19 protein-coding genes and 1 tRNA gene are annotated in these 22,463 nt (G+C 42.7%); 11 read left to right on the top strand and 9 right to left on the bottom strand.

What is annotated here, in order from left to right; translation table 11 throughout:
* The first annotated feature begins 245 nt into the window (after window positions 1–245).
* Both grpE and dnaK read left to right on the top strand, forming a co-directional pair.
* Window positions 246–845 (top strand): nucleotide exchange factor GrpE, encoded by a 600-nt coding sequence (gene grpE / locus ACT3QN_RS12175; protein ID WP_444520067.1) that lies wholly within the window; start codon window positions 246–248, stop codon window positions 843–845.
* 183 nt (window positions 846–1,028) lie between these two features.
* A complete protein-coding gene (gene dnaK / locus ACT3QN_RS12170; RefSeq protein WP_444520068.1) occupies window positions 1,029–2,972 on the top strand; it encodes a molecular chaperone DnaK in 1,944 nt (647 codons plus the stop codon).
* A gap of 119 nt (window positions 2,973–3,091) precedes the next feature.
* Here the strand turns inward: dnaK and ACT3QN_RS12165 are convergent, their stop codons facing one another.
* Together ACT3QN_RS12165 and ACT3QN_RS12160 are read right to left on the bottom strand one after the other, a co-directional pair.
* Window positions 3,092–3,901 carry a methyltransferase domain-containing protein gene (locus ACT3QN_RS12165; RefSeq protein WP_444523303.1) on the bottom strand — a complete coding sequence of 270 codons (810 nt, stop codon included), beginning with the start codon at window positions 3,899–3,901 and terminating at the stop codon, window positions 3,092–3,094.
* A gap of 70 nt (window positions 3,902–3,971) precedes the next feature.
* Complete coding sequence (locus tag ACT3QN_RS12160) at window positions 3,972–5,204, bottom strand: 8-amino-7-oxononanoate synthase (protein WP_444523304.1); 1,233 nt, start codon at window positions 5,202–5,204, stop codon at window positions 3,972–3,974.
* Between the two features lie 304 nt (window positions 5,205–5,508).
* Between ACT3QN_RS12160 and ACT3QN_RS12155 the strand changes: the two genes are divergently transcribed.
* The 3 genes from ACT3QN_RS12155 to ACT3QN_RS12145 all read left to right on the top strand — a co-directional run bounded on the left by ACT3QN_RS12155 (window position 5,509) and on the right by ACT3QN_RS12145 (window position 7,867).
* A complete protein-coding gene (locus ACT3QN_RS12155) occupies window positions 5,509–6,048 on the top strand; it encodes a porin family protein (RefSeq protein WP_444523305.1) in 540 nt (179 codons plus the stop codon).
* Window positions 6,049–6,264: 216 nt separating this feature from the next.
* Window positions 6,265–6,894 (top strand): NfeD family protein, encoded by a 630-nt coding sequence (locus tag ACT3QN_RS12150; protein ID WP_444523306.1) that lies wholly within the window; start codon window positions 6,265–6,267, stop codon window positions 6,892–6,894.
* 91 nt (window positions 6,895–6,985) lie between these two features.
* Window positions 6,986–7,867: an SPFH domain-containing protein gene (locus ACT3QN_RS12145; RefSeq protein ID WP_444523307.1), complete on the top strand. Its 882-nt coding sequence runs from the start codon at window positions 6,986–6,988 to the stop codon at window positions 7,865–7,867.
* A gap of 77 nt (window positions 7,868–7,944) precedes the next feature.
* Here ACT3QN_RS12145 and hemN read toward each other — a convergent pair whose 3' ends face one another.
* Window positions 7,945–9,516 carry an oxygen-independent coproporphyrinogen III oxidase gene (gene hemN, locus ACT3QN_RS12140; protein ID WP_444523308.1) on the bottom strand — a complete coding sequence of 524 codons (1,572 nt, stop codon included), beginning with the start codon at window positions 9,514–9,516 and terminating at the stop codon, window positions 7,945–7,947.
* 355 nt (window positions 9,517–9,871) lie between these two features.
* Between hemN and ACT3QN_RS12135 the strand changes: the two genes are divergently transcribed.
* A complete protein-coding gene (locus tag ACT3QN_RS12135; protein ID WP_444523309.1) occupies window positions 9,872–11,452 on the top strand; it encodes a YifB family Mg chelatase-like AAA ATPase in 1,581 nt (526 codons plus the stop codon).
* 50 nt (window positions 11,453–11,502) lie between these two features.
* Here the strand turns inward: ACT3QN_RS12135 and ACT3QN_RS12130 are convergent, their stop codons facing one another.
* Window positions 11,503–12,186 (bottom strand): phosphoglycolate phosphatase, encoded by a 684-nt coding sequence (locus ACT3QN_RS12130; RefSeq protein ID WP_444523310.1) that lies wholly within the window; start codon window positions 12,184–12,186, stop codon window positions 11,503–11,505.
* A gap of 117 nt (window positions 12,187–12,303) precedes the next feature.
* Window positions 12,304–12,804: a DUF4385 domain-containing protein gene (locus ACT3QN_RS12125; protein WP_444523311.1), complete on the bottom strand. Its 501-nt coding sequence runs from the start codon at window positions 12,802–12,804 to the stop codon at window positions 12,304–12,306.
* Between the two features lie 201 nt (window positions 12,805–13,005).
* On the opposite strand from ACT3QN_RS12125, the gene ACT3QN_RS12120 reads away from it, so the two are divergent.
* Window positions 13,006–13,356, top strand: coding sequence for a hypothetical protein (locus ACT3QN_RS12120; RefSeq protein WP_444523312.1), 351 nt, complete (start codon window positions 13,006–13,008; stop codon window positions 13,354–13,356).
* A 110-nt stretch (window positions 13,357–13,466) separates the two neighbouring features.
* Here the strand turns inward: ACT3QN_RS12120 and ACT3QN_RS12115 are convergent.
* Window positions 13,467–13,542, bottom strand: a tRNA-Phe gene (locus tag ACT3QN_RS12115).
* A 123-nt stretch (window positions 13,543–13,665) separates the two neighbouring features.
* Entirely contained in the window at window positions 13,666–14,088 is a 423-nt protein-coding gene (locus tag ACT3QN_RS12110) for a hypothetical protein (protein WP_444523313.1), read from the bottom strand.
* 391 nt (window positions 14,089–14,479) lie between these two features.
* Between ACT3QN_RS12110 and hisB the strand changes: the two genes are divergently transcribed.
* The 3 genes from hisB to ACT3QN_RS12095 all read left to right on the top strand — a co-directional run bounded on the left by hisB (window position 14,480) and on the right by ACT3QN_RS12095 (window position 16,278).
* Window positions 14,480–15,145, top strand: coding sequence for an imidazoleglycerol-phosphate dehydratase HisB (gene hisB / locus ACT3QN_RS12105; protein ID WP_444523314.1), 666 nt, complete (start codon window positions 14,480–14,482; stop codon window positions 15,143–15,145).
* Window positions 15,145–15,789 (top strand): imidazole glycerol phosphate synthase subunit HisH, encoded by a 645-nt coding sequence (gene hisH / locus ACT3QN_RS12100; protein ID WP_444523315.1) that lies wholly within the window; start codon window positions 15,145–15,147, stop codon window positions 15,787–15,789. Before hisB ends, hisH begins: the two co-directional genes overlap by 1 nt.
* 99 nt (window positions 15,790–15,888) lie before the next feature.
* Window positions 15,889–16,278 (top strand): hypothetical protein, encoded by a 390-nt coding sequence (locus ACT3QN_RS12095; protein ID WP_444523316.1) that lies wholly within the window; start codon window positions 15,889–15,891, stop codon window positions 16,276–16,278.
* A 46-nt stretch (window positions 16,279–16,324) separates the two neighbouring features.
* Here ACT3QN_RS12095 and ACT3QN_RS12090 read toward each other — a convergent pair whose 3' ends face one another.
* On the bottom strand, window positions 16,325–17,647 hold the full coding sequence (locus ACT3QN_RS12090) for a valine--pyruvate transaminase (protein ID WP_444523317.1): 1,323 nt from the start codon (window positions 17,645–17,647) through the stop codon (window positions 16,325–16,327).
* Window positions 17,648–18,289: 642 nt separating this feature from the next.
* Between ACT3QN_RS12090 and drt2 the strand changes: the two genes are divergently transcribed.
* Complete coding sequence (gene drt2, locus ACT3QN_RS12085) at window positions 18,290–19,717, top strand: antiviral reverse transcriptase Drt2 (RefSeq protein ID WP_444523318.1); 1,428 nt, start codon at window positions 18,290–18,292, stop codon at window positions 19,715–19,717.
* A 166-nt stretch (window positions 19,718–19,883) separates the two neighbouring features.
* Here the strand turns inward: drt2 and ACT3QN_RS12080 are convergent, their stop codons facing one another.
* The gene (locus tag ACT3QN_RS12080; RefSeq protein ID WP_444523333.1) at window positions 19,884–22,457 is read right to left on the bottom strand and encodes an ABC transporter permease; all 2,574 of its coding nucleotides are present in this window, start codon (window positions 22,455–22,457) and stop codon (window positions 19,884–19,886) included.
* Window positions 22,458–22,463 lie beyond the last annotated feature (6 nt).

Raw genomic sequence — 22,463 nt, 5'->3', positions numbered from 1 at the left:
GAAGCAAAATCTTAAATTTACGTTCAAGATAATACTTCACTAATATTTGTCCTAAATGGTAAAAAATCCTTTGCTTTAGGCTTGAAATTTGTCTTCATCACCTTTATCAAGCAGCTATTAGAGCGTATTAAAAAAACAATGAGTCAGAATTATCGAGCATTTAATAATGGCATAGTATGATCAGCAATTATTCGGTCTACTATGCCGTATCTTAATCTTCATTATTGAAATTCCAAGGAGCTATCATGAGCGAGCAAAACCCGAACCACGAAAATCTTGACCAGAATGTGGCACATGAGAATATTGATCAGAATGACAGTATCTTAGAAGAAACCATGAAAGAGTTTGATCCACAGAATAATTCAGGTGAAGAAGCGACTATCGAAAACGAAATCAACCTTGATACTTTCAAAGCACGTATTGCCGAGCTGGAAGGCGAAGTAAAGCAAGCTAAAGAAGGTACTGCACGCGCTAATGCTGAAGCTTATAATGCGCAAAAACGCATGGAACAAGAAGCGGATAAGAGCAAAAAATTTGCGCTACAGAAGTTTGCTAAAGAATTGTTAGACATCGTTGATAACTTAGAGCGTGCTATCGAAAACGCTGATGCCAATGATCCAGTTGCTGAAGGTGTTCAGTTGACGCACAAAGCGTTGGTAGCAGTATTGACCAAACATGGCGTAGAAGTGGTCGATCCACAAGGCGAAAAATTCAATGCTGACTTCCATGAAGCAGTAGGTATCGATCCAGACGCAGCGGCAGATACGGTTGGTACGGTCTTACAAAAAGGCTATAGCCTAAACGGTCGTCTACTGCGTCCAGCTATGGTTCGTGTTGGTCAGTAATATTTTTAGGGCTAAACCCTACTAATATGAAGGCTTTTCACAAAAAATCACATGAAACATAGTTTTTGCGTGATTATCGCCTTGAAAAATACAACGGGTAAACCGATATATAGCAACAAGTGACCGACTACGGTCTGGATAAATAAGTATTTATTGTTAAAAACAAATTAGGAGCAATTGATTATGGGTAAAGTAATTGGTATTGATTTAGGTACTACTAACTCGTGTGTAGCAGTAATGGAAGGTGACAAAGTTAAAGTTATCGAAAATGCTGAAGGTACCCGTACAACACCATCAATCGTCGCTTATAAAGATGACGAAACGCTTGTTGGTCAGTCAGCTAAACGTCAAGCAGTAACCAACCCAAGCAACACTTTGTTTGCGATCAAGCGTTTGATCGGCCGTCGTTTTGATGACAAAGTTGTACAAAAAGATATCGGCATGGTTCCTTACAAAATCGCTAAAGCAGACAACGGCGATGCATGGGTAGAAATCAACGGCAAAAAGCTTGCACCACCACAGGTTTCTGCTGAAATCTTGAAGAAAATGAAAAAAACAGCAGAAGACTATCTTGGTGAGAGTGTGACTGAAGCAGTTGTAACAGTACCTGCTTACTTCAATGACTCGCAGCGTCAAGCAACTAAAGATGCTGGTAAAATTGCTGGTCTTGATGTAAAACGTATCATCAATGAGCCAACTGCTGCTGCACTTGCTTATGGTATGGACAAGAAGCAAGGCGATAGCACGGTTGCTGTATATGACTTGGGTGGTGGTACTTTCGATATCTCAATCATCGAAATCGCAGACGTAGACGGCGAGCAACAGTTCGAAGTACTAGCGACTAACGGCGATACTTTCCTAGGTGGTGAAGACTTTGATTCAGCATTGATTGACTTCTTAGTTGCTGAATTCAAAAAAGAGCAAGATGTAAACCTAAAGGGTGACTCTCTTGCGATGCAGCGTCTAAAAGAAGCGGCTGAAAAAGCGAAGATTGAACTATCAAGTGCACAAAGCACTGAAGTGAACTTGCCATACATCACTGCTGATAGCAGTGGTCCTAAGCATTTGGTTGTGACTATCAGCCGCTCAAAACTTGAGAGCTTAACTGAAGACCTAGTACAGCGCACTATGGGTCCTTGTAAGACTGCACTTGAAGATGCTGGTCTAAAAATTGGCGACATCGATGACGTTATCTTAGTCGGTGGTCAGACTCGTATGCCACTAGTACAGCAAAAAGTACAAGATTTCTTCGGTCAAGAGCCACGTAAAGATGTGAACCCTGATGAAGCAGTTGCAGCTGGTGCAGCGATTCAAGGTGCCGTATTGTCTGGTGACAAAACTGACGTACTACTACTTGATGTAACACCATTGACGCTAGGCATCGAAACGATGGGTGGTGTTATGACGCCAGTTATTGAGAAAAACACCATGATTCCTACTAAGAAATCACAGGTATTCTCAACTGCTGAAGACAACCAGCCAGCAGTAACGATTCAGGTATATCAAGGTGAGCGTAAAATCGCTAACCAAAACAAAATGCTTGGTCGTTTTGACTTGACGGATATTCCACCAGCACCACGTGGCCTACCGCAAATCGAAGTATCTTTTGACATCAACGCTGATGGCATCATGAACATTTCTGCAACAGATAAAGGTACTGGTAAAGCACAAAGTATCCAGATTAAAGCAGATTCTGGTTTGTCGGACGAAGAAGTCGAACAAATGGTACAAGATGCAGAAGCTAACGCTGCTGAAGATGAGAAGTTCGCTAACCTAGCGCAAGTTCGTAACGAAGCAGATGGTCGTATTCATGCTGTACAAAAAGCACTAAAAGAAGCAGAAGATAAAGTAACTGATGAAGAAAAATCAACAGTAGAATCTGCTGTCACTGAGCTTGAAGCAGCAGCGAAAGAAGATGACCATGATGAAATCAAAGCTAAGCTTGAAGCATTAGACAATGCATTCTTGCCAATCAGCCAGAAGATCTACGCTGATAGCGGCGCTGGTGCAGAAGGTATGGACCCAAGCCAGTTCCAACAAGGTGCTGAAGGTGCAGCTGATAACAACCAAGCAGATGACGACGTCGTTGATGCTGAGTTTACTGAAGTAGACGAAGACAAGAAATAATACGGCTACTAACTGATTAAATCAAAAAACGCATCCTTCGGGGTGCGTTTTTTTATGGCTATTTTTCCTATCGGCTACTATTCCTACTAGCTATTTTTTTTATTAATTAAGATGCGTGCTTATGATTTAAACGCACTCACTGTGAGCACTTCATAAGTTAAATTAACCACGAGCTGTCCTGCTTCGTCCTTTTCTGAAAAATGTTGCCAATAGTCTGACTCAAATTGCTGTAGACGAGATTTTGTCCACATAAATGTTTTAGTGCCGTCTGACCTGACTTGTGTTTGATTGGTCGATACGCCAGTGAGTTTCATATGTTTTAGGACAGCATAAGGGGACAGAAATGGTAAATCATAGCGTTGAATCGAGAGTTCGACATCTTCAAAGTTGGTACTGTCCAATGCCAATTGCCATTCATCAATATCTGGATAGTAAAGCCCTTGACCAGTGAGAGTTTTAATTTGCAAAAAGTTGTTTGGCGTAAAAGTGCTAAAGACTAGCTGTCCTCCAGATTGTAGACGCTGCGCTGATTGTGTGACGAAACTCAATGGATTATCAAACCATTGCACCGCATTAGCACTGACTATCAAGCTATGATTTTCTGCTAAATTTATGGTTTCAGCATCGCCAATAATGATTCTTGCAGTAGGTAGTATTGATTGCAATGTCGCAGTCTGTTCTCTACATAACTCATTAATAAGCCAATGCTGGCTTTGGATATTATCAGTGAGTAGTTGCGTCATTTGCCCTGTGCCTGCACCCACTTCTAACACACTGCTCTGTTCGGTATGAGCAATGTTTTCTAGTAAGTACTGACAAACGGTCTGCTGAATATTGGCATGCTGGTCATAGTCGCTTGCATTAGCAAAGTGGCGAGCAATGGTCTGTTTTCTAACACTGAGTTCATTAGAGGTGTCGAGTGTTGTCATAGGCTTTATGATATCCAAGTGAGCCAGTTATCTACCAATAGTAGAAATAATGTTTGCGTTAAACGAGACGCTACAGCTGCTGTATCAATCGCTCGCAGTCTTTATTAGTCAAGTTGGCATTCATAACTAAGCGAATGCGAGCAGTATTTGCAGGTACAGTAGGCGGCCTGATAGGGAGCGCGTAAAATCCAGCAGCTTGCAACTGTTGTGCTTTGGCAAGCGTACTTGCGTTATCGCCTAATATATAAGGCACGATAGGAGACTCGTAGTGTATATCCTGCAAGGACGGTAACACACGGTGCTGTGGATCAATGGCTTGACTAAGTGTAGTAGACAACTGTGCTAGATGCGCACGTTCGTGAGTTAAGGTCGGCATTTTTGCTAATATAAATCGTGTCCAAGCATGATTTATCGGAGGGAGTGCAGTACTAAAAATCAGTGGACGCATGGCATTGATCAGCCATTGTTTGATGACTTCATCACACATTATATAAGCACCTATTGAAGCAAATGCTTTACCAAAAGTGCCCACCAAATAATCAATATCAGCCAAGGTATGCGTTTCTTCCGCCAATCCTAGACCTGTATTGCCAAGCACTCCAACAGCATGAGCTTCATCAATATACAGCTCAATACGATCATTTTTGGCTTTTAGTTGTACGAGTTGAGGCAAGTCAGCACGGTCACCATCCATACTAAATACACTCTCGGTGACAATAATGATGCGTTCAACCGTCTCGTCTGCTTGTTCAATGAGTTTTGCCAAGTGCTCATAATCGTTATGACGGTAACGACGATAGGCGACAAGCTTGTTTTGGCTTAGACGCATCCCATCAATAATACTGGCATGAACTAGCTTGTCAGCCAAAATAAGCGTCTTGACTGGCAAAGCTGTCAATGCTGGCAAGATACCTAGGTTGGCATGGTAGCCACTGTTCAACACCAACACAGATTTTGAGTCGGTTAAACTCTGTTTTTCTATTGCACTTTGATACCAGTCTTGCAGTTCCTCTTCTAAGGCTTGCAACTGTATATCATTGCCTGTAAGTAGGCGCGAGGAGGTGGCACTCATTTTGGGAGCATGTGTAGCAGATAACTGTCCTACTTGAGCAAGAAACTCAGCTTGCAGCTCTGTATCACCACCCAAGCCAAGATAGTCGTTACTCGCGATATTAAGTAGAGCTTTGCCTTTGCTAATCACGTAACGTCCATTATGTTGCAAGTCTGGTAGTTGACGATACTGTTGCTTTGTTTTTAGATCACCAAGTACGGTTTGCAAACGCTCATTAATAGAATTTTGCATTTTTTCTCTCTGATTATCGTTATAAAGGTCATATTTAGCTGACTTGCCTAGTAAGAAAACCGTGAAATGAGTACGGATTATTGCATAAACTGGGTGGATGTAACAAAAGGTTTCATATCTAAGCCTTTGTAACCCACACGCTGATAAACGCTTTCAAATCTTAACTCTCGTACCATTAAACACTGACAGAGTGTCTGAAATAGTTTGTTACTATGTATTCATCGTTAGCAGACAAGGCGATAGGGCCACAAGGCCAATATAAATAAATAACTTGTTTGTCCAAATTTCTTTCAAGGAGCTAATTATGAAAACTCTACAAAAAACAATACTTGCACTAGCAACTGGTTCTTTATTGACTGTAGGTGCACAAGCTGCCGTTGGTTATGGTAATGGCTATACAGGTCAACCGTATGTTGGTGCTAAAGTTGGTCAATTCGATCTAGATGTCGATGGTGCTGATGACCCAACTGCATATGGTGTAACTGCTGGTTATAACTTTGATCCTAACTTCGGTATCGAAGCTGAGTATGTAGGTTCAGATGATGCTGACTATAGAGGCGGCGACATTGATGCTAAATCGTATGGCGCTTATGGTACTTACCGTTACGCATTCCCAAACAGCGGTCTATATGCTAAAGGTAAGTTAGGTGTTGCAAAAACTGAGATCGAAGCTGATAATACCAACTTTGTTGGTGCCTCTGATTTCTCAGACGATGATACCAACATTGCTGGTGGTGTAGGTCTAGGTTACGCAGTAAACTCTGATTTCAGTGTAGAAGCTGAATACGACATGCTAGGTGATGATGTAGATCTTATGACTGTTGGCGCACAGCTAAAATTCTAATTTTTTAGAAAAAAAATAATTAGCTAGATAGCTATAACAAAGAAACGATCACTTCAAGTGGTCGTTTTTTTTGTGCTTGAATATTATGATAACGTTTCTAACTTAGCAAATTTCTAATACCTAACAAACAATATACCATCACTGTTAAAGCATTGTTATCCTTAAAAATGTGCTACATTAAAAACAGGAATGACAAAGATAGGAATGGTGGCAAGGATGGAGATACTTTGGATGATTGAGCCTTGGCATTGGTTGGTATTGGGCTTTTCATTACTAATCGTTGAGATGTTCGTACCGACGTTTGCTAGTTTGTGGTTTGGCGTAGCCGCTGTAAGCATTGCCGCCTTAGCGTGGTTACTTCCTATTCCATTATTGTTTCAAGTGCTGATATGGCTGACGCTTTCGGTTGTGTTTATGTTTGCTTGGGTCAAATACATCAAGCCACTGTCTATGAACCGAAAAAAGACGGCGCAAAGCAGTAATTTGGTCATTGGCGAGACAGGTATGATCGTCGTTAAGCCACAAAAAGGTATCCCTGGTATGGTGCGCTTTAACGTGCCCATTTGGGGGGCAGATGAGTGGCCTTGCCGTACAGCAGGCGTAAATGTCGAGATGGGCGATCGTGTGGTTGTCTTAAAGGTAGTCGGTGATGAGCTAGTCGTTGCGCCTACGCAGCGCCTCCAAGCCCCTAAAACCGTACGTCCAACTATTACACCGACAGTCAACAGCCAAGCACCTGCACATAATCAAGTGCCTGCAAATAACCAAATGTCTACCGAAAAATCTAACGGGAATAAACTGAGTTTGCACAAACCTGATCCCGCAGAGACAGGCACTAGCAAATGATACGTATGATATACCGAATATTTTTAAATCAAGATAAAAAAGGACATAAATCACGTCGCTGGCAAACAAGGCGAAGATCAAGGAGAGTCTTATGAGTAGCATCTTAAATATTTTAAATGGCGGCGGTATCGTGATGCTGGTATTGGCAGCATTGGTGGTTTTTACTGTCTTTAAAAGCGTGTGCATTGTCCCGCAAGGGTACAAGTGGGTCGTGCAGCGTCTAGGTAAATATCAACAAACCCTAGAGCCTGGCTTCAGCCTTATTATTCCTTTTGTGGATAGAATCGCCTATAAAGTCACTACCAAAGACATCGTACTAGATATCCCATCGCAAGAGGTTATTACCCGCGATAACGTGGTCATCATTGCTAATGCTGTCGCTTATATCAACATTATACGTCCAGACAAAGCGGTCTACGGTATTGAAGATTATGAGCATGGTATCCGTAATCTAGTACAAACATCATTGCGTTCGATTATTGGTGAGATGGACCTTGATAATGCTTTATCGAGTCGTGATGAGATCAAGACATTACTCAAACAAGCAATTTCAGAAGACATCGCAGATTGGGGTATTACTTTAAAGACGGTAGAAATTCAAGATATTAACCCATCGCAAACCATGCAAGCCTCTATGGAAGAGCAAGCAGCAGCAGAGCGTTTACGTCGAGCGACGGTCACCCGTGCTGACGGTCAGAAACAAGCGGCTATATTGGAAGCAGATGGACGTCTTGAAGCGTCACGCCGCGATGCTGAAGCGCAGGTGGTACTGGCCAGAGGTTCAGAGGAGTCGATCCGTCTTATTACAGCTTCGATGGGGGATGAAGAAATGCCTATTGTTTACTTACTTGGCGAGCAGTACATCAAGTCTATTCGCCAACTGGCGGAGTCTGACAACTCAAAAATGGTAGTGTTGCCAGCAGATATCCTAAGTACTGTGAAAGGTATGGTGGGCGATAAATTTAAAGTTTAAAAAATCATCGTAATATTAAAAAAGACCTCAAGTGAGGTCTTTTTTATACCTAATGATTAAACTAAAAGCTCTCTAGTTTAGATAACTTTTGAGAAGCGGTTTTTATGTTTTTTTTCTAAGTACTCATCAAATACCATGGCGACATTGCGACCCAGCAAGCGGCCTCTAGGTAAGACACGGATACCTGCTGCATCCATATCGATTAGTCTATCGTCTTGCATAGTGCCTAACTGCTGAATCTCATCAATAAAGTATGTGATGGCATCGATACCAAATTTTTGATTCACATCTTTGAAGTCGAGATAATCATGACACAGTAGGTTCATGATGACATATTCACGCAAGCGGTCTTTGATGGAGGTTTTAATGTACTTGACCGCTGGCATAACCGTCGGGTTAATTTTTGCCATGTTAACTTTGGTCTGATAGTCCTGTAGATCAGTATCATTTTGCAAAATATAGCGGGTATTGGCATTGGCAATCTGACTAATGGAAGAAACACCAAAGCCCAATAAATCACAGTCTCCCATGATGGTGTAGCCCTGAAAATTACGATGTAACTTACCTTCGCGCTGTGCAATAGCCAACTCGTCATCAGGTTTGGCAAAGTGGTCGATACCGATATATTGATAGCCAGCTTCGGTTAGTGTGTTGACAGTACTGCCGAGCATCGTAAGTTTGGCAGCTGGACTAGGTAGGTCTTCATCTTTTATCTGACGCTGCGCTTTAAATCGCTCAGGCAAATGCGCGTAGTTAAAGACAGACAAGCGATCTGGTGACATCTCTATAATACGATTGACGGTTTTGTTCAAAGTATCAGGGGTTTGATGCGGCAAACCATAAATTAAATCGATATTAATAGAATGAAAACCCAGCTCACGTGCTTCTGTTAAAACATTCTCAATAAGCTCTGCTGAGTGCACACGATTAACGGCGATTTGCACCGTTTCATCTAAATCTTGTACGCCTAAGCTGATACGATTAAAGCCAAGGTTACGCAATATCTTTAGGGTGTTTTCACTCAGCTCACGAGGGTCAATTTCGATAGAGTAATCACCTTCATCCTCTGGTAAAAACTCAAACTGAGTCTGCAAAAACTCCCACAACTGTACCATCTCTTCATCACGTAGAAACGTTGGCGTACCACCGCCCAAATGTAGCTGTTTGACCAATGGTTTGTCGCTACCTTCTGGCGCAGATAACAAACGGCGTTTATGGGTGATTTCAGCGATTAAATACTGCAGATAGTCACCAGAGTCGCTATTTTTTTTAGTAATAATTTTATTACAAGCACAGTAGTAGCAAAGGTGGCGGCAGAATGGAATATGAAAGTATAGCGACAAGGGCGCACGCGCTTCACGATTCTGTAAGATTTTTGCTTCAAGGTTGACAGTCTCAAGACTACTTGTTTCAAGACTATCCGGTATGGGGGTAAACTCTAGAGCAGTCGGATAAGAGGTATAACGCGGTCCCGAGCGATTGTACTTATTGATAATTGCCTCATCAAAAGCTGGTAGCTGCTTACTAGTAATGCTGCCACGTGTACTGGCATAAGGGTTGTCAGGCTGCGTAACAGGGCGCACAGTTGTAGGAGCCTCATCCGCACGGTTGTAGGGCTGCTGAGTGTTCTGTTCTGGATAGTCTGTCATGCGGTATTCCTCATTTTGACTCTAGTTACTACTGGTTTATATATTATCAATGATTTCGAATTTGGTATTCGTTTTCGCTTGAATCAATGATTAATAATAAGATTTGAATACATCATCGGCAGCAGTATGTATTGCTAAATATATAGTAGCTAGTATAGCAAATCCTTGCTGATAGTGTGGTGGTCGGTGAGTATTCTTAAACATTAAAGTAGAGCTTTATTTACACATCAAAACCTCAAAACCAGAACGATGCTGAGGTTTTGATAGTTCTTCTATACCGGCAATAAAACACGACGTTTGCGCGTTGATAAATAATACTTTATTATCAATGACACTCTGTATTAGGAAGATACTGATGTCATTTGCCCAAGTCTATACCCGTTCGGTGGTTGGCCTACATGCACCTAAGGTCATCATTGAAGTGCATCTATCGCAAGGACTGCCTGCACTGACTATCGTTGGGCTACCTGAGGCCGCCGTGCGTGAGAGTAAAGACAGGGTGCGTTCTGCCATTCTTAATTCAGGTTTCCAGTTTCCCAATCGCCGCCTTACAATTAACCTAGCCCCTGCCGATTTACCCAAAGATGGTGCGCGTCTAGACTTACCGATTGCTATCGGCATACTGGCAGCAAGCGGACAGCTTGAGCCAGAGGTGCTATCAGGGTTTGAATTTATTGGCGAATTAGCGCTCAATGGTCAATTGCGACAAGTAACTGGTAGTTTGGCAGTCGCACGAGCAATCAAAGCTGAGAAATTGGCATTAGCATTGTCGCAGGTAGCAGCGAATGAGCAAGGGCAAAACAATCCAAATACCTCGCCGCCGACAACACCGCAGCTGATCGTACCGATTGATAATGGCCGTGAGGCCAGCCGCGTTGATGGCGTAACGATACTAGCTGTACAGAGTCTAAAAGCAGTTTGTGACCATCTACAGTCGCTCGTTGACCCAAGTGCAAACTATGAGAGTTTGTCAGTGGTACAGCCAAGCCCTGCAACGCAACATATCGGCTATCAAGTGGACTTAGCGGATGTCAAAGGACAGCATCATGCTCGGCGTGCGTTAGAGATAGCCGCCGCTGGTGGTCATTCATTGTTATTTACAGGGCCACCAGGTTCTGGAAAGACGCTCATGGCATCACGACTACCAACGATATTGCCAGACTTGAGTGATGAGGATGCGCTAGAAGTTGCCAGTACCTATTCGGTGGCAGACAGCGATTATGACTATGGGACGCGGCCGTTTAGGCAAGTACATCATACGATATCAGCTGTAGCATTAGTCGGTGGTGGCTCACGACCGAAGCCAGGTGAAATTACACTTGCCAATAAAGGCGTGTTATTCCTTGATGAGTTACCAGAATTTGATCGAAGTGTACTGGAAGTATTGCGTCAGCCATTAGAAGCCAAGCAAATTACTATTAGTCGTGCTAACTCTCAAATGACCTTCCCGGCGAATTTTCAACTGGTCGCCGCGATGAATCCTTGTCCATGTGGCTATGACGGCGATACATCAGGACGATGTCGTTGCCGACCTGAGCAAATCAAACGCTATCAAGACAAATTATCTGGACCTCTCTTAGATCGTATCGACTTGCATATTACCGTACCTGCATTACCGATTGCTGATTTGCAAAACAGTCAGGTAGGTGAAACGTCAGAACAGGTACGGGCTCGCGTAGTCGTTGCGCATCAGCATCAAATGCAGCGCCAGCAAAAGGTTAATAATGAGCTTAGCCCTAGCGAAATTGATGAATATATCCAGCTAGGCGACAATGAAAAGCAGTTATTGCAACTTGCTCAGCAGCGTTTGAATTTGTCTGCGCGTGGCTATCACAGAGTATTGCGGGTTGCGCGTACAATCGCAGATTTGGCCAACAGTACCGATATCAATAGCGCTCATGTATCTGAGGCGCTGAGCTATCGCAGTAAAACATAATCTTTGTTTGAGCAAGTGACACCATGACGATTCGATAGGTTGTTTATAGACTAGATTTTATGTTTCATAATCCAATCAACCAAGTCAGTGAAGTGATCAAATGCTTCAGTTGGGTTTAATTCGCGAATATCTTGCCCGTAGTTATAACCATAAGACAGACCGAGCGTGTCCATGTTGGCGTTTTGACCAGCCAACATATCGTTTCTAGAATCTCCAATCATAACTGCCTGCTCGGCACTAAAGTTAAGAGCCTCACAGACGTGTAGCAGGGGTGTAGGATCTGGTTTTTTGAAAGGTAAACTGTCACCGCCCATTACCTCACTAAATAAATCTTGCCAGCCAAATGACTGCAATATCTTCGGTACAAATCGAATAGGTTTATTGGTGACTAAGGCGAGAGTATAGCCAGCTTCGTGCAACTTTTTGAGTCCGTCATCGACATCTGGATAGGCAACCGTTTTGCTACCACTGAGATTCTTATAAGCCTCAAAAAATATTTGCTCTGCGTGATCGGCTTCCTCGACCGTGAGCTCGCCGTCTGCTACTTCTACTTTACCAACCAAAGCGCGCTCCACGAGCAAGCGTGAGCCATTGCCTATCCAGTTACGTATCGTTTCGATAGGGTAGGTATCTTTTCCCAATGTGGTTAGCATAGCGTTGGTTGCATCGGCCAGATCGGGTACGCTATCAATGAGCGTTCCATCAAAATCAAAAATTAAAAGCTGCTTATTCATTGTTCCTCACTATTGGATATCGTTATATTTATTATACTGAGCATACCTTAGCACAGTGGCGTTCTAAGACCAGACAAATTAGTTATCTGTTGTGCTTAGTGTTCTGAGTACCAGCAATTAATCGACATCTTTGTAGCGTTCACGATGCTCTTTTTTCATTCTTAGATAATTTTCGTTCTCTCGGCACTCGTCCCATTTAACTTTAAAAATTCGTGCTGACTCTGCTTTGACTGGATCTTCCTCTTGTCGCGGTAACTCTTCGCGGCCATGGGCACCGCTTTGACCTTTTTTATCATCAGGTACCGCGCCTTTATATTTTTTGCCGCCTTTATGATTGGCATAGCGACGAGCGCGGGTATAGCCCATTTGAATAAACTTGCGCGCCATATCTGCACCAACGAAGTCATCGTCAGCCAAGTAATCTAAAAACATCTGATAGATAGCCTCACTGCTCTCTGTGGCAATGTCAGGAGTCGCAAACCGCCAATGGGGTAAAATCTCAGACTTATAAGGTTCTACCAGTAATACGCCTTGCTCACCGCGACCGACACGGTACAACTCAGGCTGAGCGCGCAAATCTAAATGCTTATAATCCAAGTCGTAATCAAACTCTCTCATATCTCTGACCTATTATTTTTATCTACTCATATATGGTTATTGAGTATACTGAGCCAAGCTGTTTAGAAAACAGGATAGAAATGTTATACAACCGTGACAGTAGGTATTTAGCATCAAAAGCGATAAGTGAAAATGGTTATGATAAAGTTAGCTTTGAGACGTATGAAAGCTATTAATATGATGAGCGCTACGAGAAATGTTATGTTCAGAAATAAGATAAGTGTCACGAAGCCGAACCGTTTTTTATTACCTAGCAATATATCGGCAGTATGGCTGTTGCTAACAATAAGCGTACTAGCCAATACGACTGCTCATAGCGCGTGGTTTGAACGTTTAGTCCCACAAAGTGAAACTTATACGGTACGCGAGATAGATCGTGATTTGGCATTTGTGATAGATGGCTTTATCTACGATGCGCGCACGTCTTGTTTTTTAGCAGTGGGTGATCGAGTGATATTTTTTGAAGGGCGTCATGGTATTGATTACCGCGCGACTATCTATGACTTGGATTCGCGTGAGCGCTGTGATTTACTTTTGCGTGGTCGGCTATAGGCGTAAGAGAAGTGCATGGATAGAATGAACGCTAAAGAATACAGTAAAACTTGCTAATAAAAAAAGCCCCGAACATTGCTGTTCAGGGCTTTTAGAATTCTATTAACGAATGGTGGCTCGAGGCAGGATCGAACTGCCGACACACGGATTTTCAATCCGTTGCTCTACCTACTGAGCTATCGAGCCGTCTTCGTTGAGGTCGCTATTAAACTAAATATACGCGCTTCTGTCAAGCTGTTTTTGCATAATATCTGATAAAAGACGATAAATAATCAGATATTGGCAAAATTAATCGTTTTAGCACTCGATTTAGTCCTTTACACGTAATAGTTCGTACTCGCTCATGATGCGATGAATATCAGCGTCCGCAGGGACAAATTCACGTACGCCTTTTTTTACTTCGCAATCATAGACCAATTTAATAAACTTAGCATCGATAGCACGTTTACGGTTCTCTGGATGCACGGTGAGATATTGCAGACGCTTAGCATTGGTTTGCCCATCATCAAAGCAAGCGACCGCAGCGATAGGCTTGTCATTGAACATACCGACATAGAGATACTGTCCACGTTGAAACCCTTGCTTAACGATATCTAGTACTTCTAGACCATCAGGCTGCGCATCATCGCTATCGTATAATGCCTGCAAGCGCTCTGACAGTTCATTGTCGCGAGCAGGTTTTTTGATAAGTGGCGCATCCAAACTATTAATGGCGATCGCTTCTAAAGGCATAGCAGTTCCTATAAACAGATGGTTTTTATCATATAAAATAGCAGTATGACATGGCACAGCACGGTGTCATAGCGTGTAGTGCCGCAAGTAAAGGTCTTTAAAGTCAGTGCGAGTGATGATTGATAATACTGAACACACTATTTTAGCAGAATGAAGTGATTTTGTGCGTGGTTTACCGCTTGGTCGTGGCAGTAAATGTTAGGGTTTGCTATGATGAGGTTATATAATATGTAGGGTATATAAGCCCTAATATGTTGATATCTTTTGTATATATCATTTTCTAATACATTTTTGCTAGGGGCGGACCCAGACACTAGTAAAATATTTTGGGCATATTTTTGCCTTATTTATTGACCGCTTTTCACTGATAAAAAACTGATAGAGAGTAGCCATGACAGCCAATGCAACGACGACTGCTGCCACACCTGAGCAAACTGAGTCAAAAAACGTAAACCTATATGGTCGCCCTGAACGTATCGCGACCGTTGAGCGTAATACAGCCGAAACGCAAATTTCTTGTACCGTTAATCTTGATGGTACAGGTAAAGGCACGGTCGATACTGGCGTACCATTTTTGGATCATATGATTGATCAAATCAAGCGTCACGGTTTGTTTGACTTAGAGATTAAATGTAATGGCGACACCTTTATTGATGATCACCATAGTGTGGAAGACACTGGTATTACGCTTGGGCAAGCATTCAACAAAGCGCTGGGTGATAAAAAAGGCATCCGTCGTTATGGGCATTTTTATGCGCCACTCGATGAGTCGCTTAGCCGTGCGGTTGTCGATCTATCAGGCCGTCCAGGTCTGCATATGGAGATTCCTTTTACTCGCTCGCATGTGGGTAATTTCGATGTTGATTTGTTCAGTGAGTTCTTTTATGGGTTCGTCAACCACTCATGGATGACGGTGCATTTGGATAACCTCAAAGGCAAAAACAGCCATCACCAAATCGAATCAACCTTTAAAGCCTTTGCTCGTGCGTTACGTATGGCTTGTGAATATGATGAGCGTGCGCTAAACACCTTGCCATCTACTAAAGAGGCTTTTTAATGGCTAAAGTCACTAAAGTAGCACTATTAGATTATGGTATGGGCAACCTGCACTCTGCTAGCAAAGCCCTATCGGTAGTCGGAGCAGAAGTATCTATCACCAATGACCCAAAAGTCGTCGCGGCGGCAGACAAGATTGTCTTTCCTGGTGTGGGTGCGATGCGTGACTGTATCGTTGGTATGCACGAGGCAGGCATTGATGAGGTCATACGCGACGCTGTATTTAACAAGCCCGTTATGGCCATCTGTGTAGGCATGCAGGCGTTGTTTGAGCAGTCAGCTGAAAATGGTGGCACGGACTGTTTGGGTATCTTAAACGGTACTGTAGAAGCGTTTAACCCTACGTGGAAAGACAAGCAGGGTGCGACGATAAAAGTACCGCATATGGGCTGGAACACCATTAGCGGTATGGATTTGGACCATCCGCTCTGGGATGGTATCGAATACCATGCCCACTTCTATTTTGTACATAGTTATTACTGTGAGCCTGCCGATCGCTCACAAGTGGCGGCGGTATGTGACTATGGTAAACCGTTCTGTGCCAGTGTGATCCAAGACAATCTATTTGCCACCCAGTTCCATCCAGAAAAAAGCCACACTGCGGGCTTGCAACTGCTCAAGAACTTTGTAGAGTGGAATGTGTAAGCAGTTGATAGACGTGAAGTGACTATTTAATGTAGTAGAAGGTAGATTATCAATTGTATAATCTGCCTTTTTTATGCTCGCTTATATTTGGAATATATCGTGGATTTTACCGCCTTTAAAATGAGTATTATCGAAGCGACAGGGCTGGCGAAAGATGCCTTGCATATCTATGTCGGTGTCGGTGTGTATTTGATGTGTCTAGTGCTGCTGCGACCTATCATCAAAAGCCAAGGTATTCGGTCATTTATCGCTGTGATCGTTGTGACTTGTATTGCGCTGTTGGGTGAGTACTTGGACAATCGAGAGACGATTGAATCGCTAGGTCTGACGGGTTTAAACCGTAAACAGATTATCGCGAGTATTCGTGATTTGATCAATACTTGTATGCTATCTTATGTGCTTTATGGCTTAAATAAATGGACGACCATATTTCGACCAACCAACAAATCGACTTCATTGACCAAACGCCATAAAAAAACGGACTATTAAAGTCCGTTTTTTTTGCTATTTGAAATTATTATTTTAGCAGCCAATCTTATTTTTTGGCTTCATCATACAACTCACGTACCACTTCACCGATCACTTTAATACCATCAGTCAGTGTCTGCTCATCAGCCGCAATACTCATACGAATACACTCATGCGCGTGCTGATAATCGCTGACATCGACACCAGGGAAGAAGTACTGACTTGGTACGATGAGTGTACCTTTTTCTTTTAAAATATCGTATAGCTCAACCGTGGTAATCGGTAAGTCTTTAAACCATAACCATAAGAAAATTGCGCCTTCAGGCTTATGAATCATCAGTGGGTAATCCCCCAATGCTTCTTTTAACAGCTTCACAGCTAGGCTCGCCTGCTGTTGATAAAACGGCTTGATATCGTCATCTGATAATTGCTTGATACGGTCGTTTTCTACTAATGGCGTGGCAATCGCGGCACCAAAACGCGTCGGCGCTAGATTGACCACGGCATTCATCGAGCTAACAGCAGCGATGACTTCAGGAGTCGCCACGATAATCCCCGTACGCATGCCAGGCAGGCCAATCTTAGATAGGCTAAAGCATAGAATCGTATTGTCGTCCCATGTTAGGTTAACATCAGAGTAGATGATGTTAGGGAAGGGCATACCATAGGCATTATCGATGATAAGCGGTATGTCATAGCGTTTGGCAATCTCGGCCAGATGCGCCATTTCGTCATCGGTCAACACGTTGCCAGTTGGGTTGGTTGGGCGTGAGCAGCAAATCGCGCCGACACGACCTTCCTGTAGCGCTGGCAAGTTCTCTAATGCATCAAAGTCCACACGATACTTAAAGAAGCCTTCTGCGCCATCATGAGTTACTTCATCGATATGTGGCAGTACGGCTGTGAAATGCTGACCTTCGACATGCACATCGCTATAGCCGATATACTCAGGGGTCAATGGCAGCAGGATAGATTTGTCGACAGACTCATTCTTCTCATTAGTGAAAGCGCCACCAAATAGGTTAAACAGGTAGAAAAACGCGTTCTGTGAGCCATTGGTCAGGGCGATGTTTTCTGCTGTCAGGTTCCAGTCATAATGACGGTTAAAGAAGCCAACCAAGGCATTGATAAAGGCGGCATCCCCTTGTGGATTAGAGTAGTTCGCCATGCTAACAATGGCGCTACTATTGGGCACACCTGCGTCATTGTCATTACCAAGCGCTTTATAAGTCTCCAGAAACAACTCATTCACGGCATCAATTTTGGCAGGGTTGCCACCACCCAGCATGTTGACTGGCTGATCGCTTTTTAGCGCATCGCCTAGATCGTCCATTAATTGTGAGATGCCAGTGGGCTGGGTGAATTTTTGACCGAACTTTGAGAATTTCATAAGACTACCGTGCTGTTTTGGAGGAATGTATAAGAAAAAATTTGATTGATAAAAGTTAGGTTAGTATAGCAAATGAGGGCTAGGTAATCCCCCCAATAAATAAGCAAACTGCATGGCTGATATTGGTTTATATTCTTGTACGTTGAGTGAAGTAAAAAAGGTGTTCTAGCTTAGAATTTTGTATTTAATTATTTTTTATGCTGACCTAAGAAAAATATGGTTTTCTGATAAGCAAGTTTAGTAACTTATGCAATTTACCACATCATTTATTCACTATTACGAATTCTACCTACGTTCTCAAATAGATATTTCTTGACAAAAATAGGGAAATATTTGAGAATAGACGTGCATCTAGGTTTAGCTTAGATGGTTGCATATGTCAATTTTCGGATGAACGTCCCAAATGACCATTCTAACGTTAGAATGCTAATTTGAGCCGCTGTATAATCATTTGTTATGTATACGACCAGTATATTTATCAAGATTATTATGTTGAGCATATCGCATTTCCTCTTACATGTTGGACTGTACCGCGAGGAGGTCGCCTTTGTAGTTTTAGAAGGAGACGTAGACTTTTGAGGGGTGCTTCTAAAGAAGTTAAGGATTACAGTCATCCGACCCTCTTAAGTTGGCAATAAGCTAATGAGCTCAATAGACAAATCTTTTTTTAAAAATAAGCAAAAAGAACGTAATTATTTACATTTTGATGAAAAGCGTTCACCTGCCTATTTATACGACTATGTCACACACCCTTCTAACATCATTCAGCACTCTTTTTATCCTTTCATATCGTACGATTTAATCGATAAAAAAATTGAGAAAAGCTATCTACATCCTAAATTAAACTATAAACCTGTCATCAGTTCACCTAGACTTATGTCGTCTTCTCTTTATCCATTTATTTCATATAAAAAAGCTAAGAAATATGCTGTCACCAAATCTAAAACTAGACTCATAAGTTATGCCAGTCATTTTGATAGTGATATATATGCATATTATGCGAAATTGCTAGAAGGGCCTTACGAGGATTATCTCTCTAGAAATGGTTTAGAAGATTGCATTTTAGCTTATAGGAAAGTGGAAAGAGTCATCAATAATAAAGTAGTTTCTAAATGCAATATTCATTTCAGTAGAGATGTTTTTTCTATCATTTCTCAACAAAAAAATTGTATTGTACTATGCTACGATGTCTCGAAGTTTTTCGATAACCTTGATCATCAAATACTTATAGATAACTGGCGCTTACTATTAGGTGAGGGTCGTTTACCAGATGATCACTATAAAATTTATAAATCTCTTACTAGATTTGCAGCTGTGGATAAAGTATTACTTTACGATGAGTTTGGACTCTCTTTAAACTCCAAAACTTTACATAAACGTCATAGGGTGCTTTGTAACTCCAAAGATTTCCGAAGTAGGGTTAGAGGTAAAGGATTAATTAGTACTAACACATCTCTAAAAGGAATACCTCAAGGCTCTTCTCTAAGTGGATTATTATCAAATATTTATATGATGGATTTTGATAAAAATATAAACAACTATTTGGAAAGCATTAATGGTAAATATTTTAGATACAGTGATGACATGATTTTTATTGTAAGAAAAGAATATGAACCTCACCTCACGAATTTCATACTCAATGAAATAGCGAAATTAAAAATCCAGCTCAATAGCAAAAAGACTCAAAGAGTTGCTTTCAAAAATGGAGTTGTGGACTATGATATTAATAACGTTAGTTACAACCATCCAAGTAAACTTCAGTATTTAGGGTTATTATACGATGGCGAGCAAGTATTTCTCAGAGATACAGGTATTTCTAGATATAACCGTAAATTGAGAAAAGCTATTCGCATGCGTTCAGCACATTACAGGAAACTTGAAGAAAATAATAATCAGAACGGCACTAAAATTTATAGAAGAACGCTTCATTCTAGGTTTACCTATATAGGCAAAAGAAATTATATTAGTTACGTCTTCAGGGTTTCAGAAGTGCATAAATCTAAGAATGTTAAAAGACAGGTGAAAGGTCACTTTAAACTGTTCAAAGAGTATTTAAATGAAAGAGTATGAACTTAATATTTCTTGAGTTTAACCTGACGTAGATAAAAGCAGTCTAGCCCTAATAAAAAAATTACTCTTAGCGAACTAGCTACCACTGCATCCAAACTGATAGATAATATAGAACTAAAAAACCCCTATTAAGGGGTTTTTCGTTTAAAGCCAAAATCCAATACGCTTAAACCATCGCCCTGACCCGCGCCATAATCCCGCGCCCAACCACCAATTTCACATAAATAATGGCAATGGCAAATAGCAAAGCCACTAACGCAATACCGCCAAGTCCTAAGTTTGCCCACGGCACACTAAAGCGCAGATTAAACCACTGAGTAACCGCCAGCCAAGCACCGCCAGTAGCGATAATCACGGCAAATGTCGCTGCGCTAATTCCAAGCACACCCAGCTCTAAAATATTGAGCATATACAAGTCACGCTTTTGCATACCGAGTAGTCTAAACGACGCACTCTCTTTCATACGATCTTGTGAAGTAGACAGTAGCGAGCTGATGAGCACCATGATGCCAGTCAGCAAAGCAAGCAAAGTAAAGATATACACCAAGCGGCTCATCTGCGCGACTAATCCTTGGACTTGCTCAGCGATAATCGTACCGTCGATGCTGGTCACAGCGGGGAACTCGCGTACCAGATTACCTTGCAATTCAGGGATATCATCAGCAGAGACATGCGCCGTCGCAAACTGAATTTGCGGTGCGCTAGTCAGTATCTTAGGCTCAAACAAAAAGTAGAAAAACGGACTCGGACCACGCTCGAAACGCGAGCGAATACTGGTAATCTCTCCAATCAGCTCAATCCCTTGAATATTAAAGCTGATCTGATCGCCCATACCGACGTTTAGCATCTCGGCTGCCGTATCCAAAATAGATAATGGCTGCACTTGCTCAAGGGCAGAGGCGCTATGATCTTGATTTTCAATCGGGGTATACAGCGCATCGTCAGTCAGCGATTCAGTAATGAACTCTGTGTCCATGATGGTATCAGCATAACTCAAATTGAACACCCGAGTAGGGTCGTCTTCGCCTTCTGGCGCGTCGATATCTTTCGGCTCCACGCCATTAGCCGTACCGATACGTGCGCGAATCACTGGATAATAAGTGACAGGTTCTTTGATAATACTGTCGATCTTATCGTGCTGCTCGGTCTGCACATCCAATAAAAACAGATTTGGCGCGTCTTCAGGATAGGCATTGATAAACTGCTCATTGATACTGTGATTGATCGACGTGATAAGGGTCAATACCGCAACGGATAATGATAGTGTCACAAAGAATAGCGCTGATTGATTGCCTTTGCGCGCCAGATTATGAATCGCAATGCGCTGCATCCAGCTGATTTTTTTGCCAGTGGCGATGCGCGCTAGTAGCTTGAGCCAACCACGTGCCAATGCCCAAAATACCGCAATGAATACAATCAACCCAACCAGTATCTGTGCCCCTAACGTTAAAGAATTCACCTCGTAAGCGAGGAAGGCGTAGAGTCCGATGAGTAATAATCCATAGCGTAAGAATGGTATCCGCTGCTGCCAAGACAGGCGTTTTGATGATTGATCAGACGCTTGATTTAGCAGTACCGCAGGCTTTGTACCATCAAGTGCGCGTAGACTACGCTGGGTAATGAGTAGGGTCATGACAAGGGCGATGACGATGGTTTTGAAGATACTAATCGGATTGATAGCCAGTCCCAAATCTGCTGGCAGTATGGCCGTCAGATACGGTTGACCAATCTTGAGCAGTACAAGGCTCAGTGACACGGCAGCGACGCAGGCCAAAGCTGCCATGATTAATAGCAGCCAATAATAGCTACGTTTAATCGAACGGTTGGTCTCACCCAGCGCCATGCGTATGGCATCGTTGGATTGCTGCTTGGACACAAACGCAGTAATCACCCCATACATGGCAACCGCAGATAATAATAGAACAGCAATGACTAGCAATTTTAAGAACATCAATACATTGTCAGAGATGCGTGAGACAGATGTCTCCTCTGAGGTAGAGTCAGATAGCTCAATCTCAGGATAATTGACCAGCATCTGTGTCAGCTGCTCACGCTGAGTGGCGATCGCTTCAGGCGTACCTGCCATCTCGATTTGGTAACTGACTCGGCTGCGTTGCCCCATGAGGTTGGTTGATTCTAATGCGTCTTGCTGCATCATGACGCGACCACCGAAGCCAAAGGCGGTCAGCGGGCGATCTGGCTCTCTAATTAACTCATCACTGATGGTAAATTTCCCCTCACCAATAGTGATGTTGTCACCGATATCGACGTTCAGGCTTCTCAATACTTCCGGCGCGACGACCACGCTATCGGTACTCAGCTGCTCGGATAGTGGCTTGCCTGACGCCAGCTCGACGTTACCGTATAGAGGATAAGCGTCGCTTACGCCTTTGATACGCGCCAATAGTGTTTGGTCGGCTGCGACTAGCATGGCATTGAACTGATAATCATAGACCGTTTGGCTATCAGGCAACGTCTGGACTTGCGCCAAGACTTCCTCAGGCCAATCTTGCTTACTTTCTAGTATTAAGTCGCCACCGACGAGTGCCAGCTGGTTGTCATTGACATAGGTGTTTACTGACTGTTGGATAGAGTCCAAGGTCAGATAAGTGGCTAGCGATAGCATCAATGTGAGCAAAAACAGCAGCGGGTATACCCAGCGTCGCCACCAACTGCGAGACAAAGCCTGTGCGCCTAATGTACGAGCACTAAAAGGATTGCTACTTTTGTCTTGCGTCATAGCGTC

Origin of the sequence: Psychrobacter sp. AOP7-C1-14, from assembly GCF_052376135.1 — a bacterium.
Lineage (GTDB): Bacteria > Pseudomonadota > Gammaproteobacteria > Pseudomonadales > Moraxellaceae > Psychrobacter.
Note: the sequence above shows the minus strand (reverse complement) of the source record. Positions and strands in the feature narration are given on the sequence as shown.